This is a genomic window from Burkholderia sp. 22313 (genome assembly GCF_052045245.1).
In the GTDB taxonomy this organism is placed as follows: domain Bacteria; phylum Pseudomonadota; class Gammaproteobacteria; order Burkholderiales; family Burkholderiaceae; genus Burkholderia.
In genome coordinates this window covers 1-602 of record NZ_JBQEON010000090.1, presented here as the reverse complement: position 1 = coordinate 602, position 602 = coordinate 1, and the positions used below count along the sequence as shown (strand labels likewise).

1 pseudogene is annotated in these 602 nt (G+C 57.0%); it reads left to right on the top strand.

Annotated elements, in window-relative coordinates:
• Positions 1-602 (top strand): annotated as a pseudogene (locus tag ACTJKF_RS31410) (virulence factor); the annotation flags it as partial.

Genomic DNA, 602 nt, shown 5'->3' with positions numbered 1-602 from the left:
CTGCTAGTGAGCACACAGAGAATGCAACGCCAGCAGTCGAAAAGCCCGCCATGCCGTTCGTCACGCAGGTCGTCGGCCTAATGTGGCTGAATCCGTTGCAACGCATGGACTACCCGACCGAATGGCAATTGCTGTGGACACAAGGGCTTGCCGCTCCGAACAAGAATGACGACATGGTGCGCACTGATCCGAAGTCGTTTGCAATGCTTAAGTCGATCGGTGCGTTGGTGTACGGCAACCGCGGTACAGAGACGTTCAACGGCTTCTACGCCAAGTACATTGATAAATTCATCTTGTTGCTACGCTCGCGCTACTTTAGCAACGCAAAGTACTTCTATACAGTGAGTCCCGATCGCCAGCGTGACTGGCGCGAGCTCGCCGGCATACACGTAGAAATTGCCGTTCCGCCCCGACTAGATCCTGTCTTTGCCAAGTCCCGCATGGTGGATCGGATGCTGACTTTCTACGAGATCGGCCCGCCGTCACCCAAGACGCTGTGGGGCCGCGACACGCCCCCCGATGTGCAAATCACGCAAGGCGGAGCAAACGCCGGCTTCACGTCGCTGAACAAGGCATTGGACTACCTGCAGGCAAACCCCGAC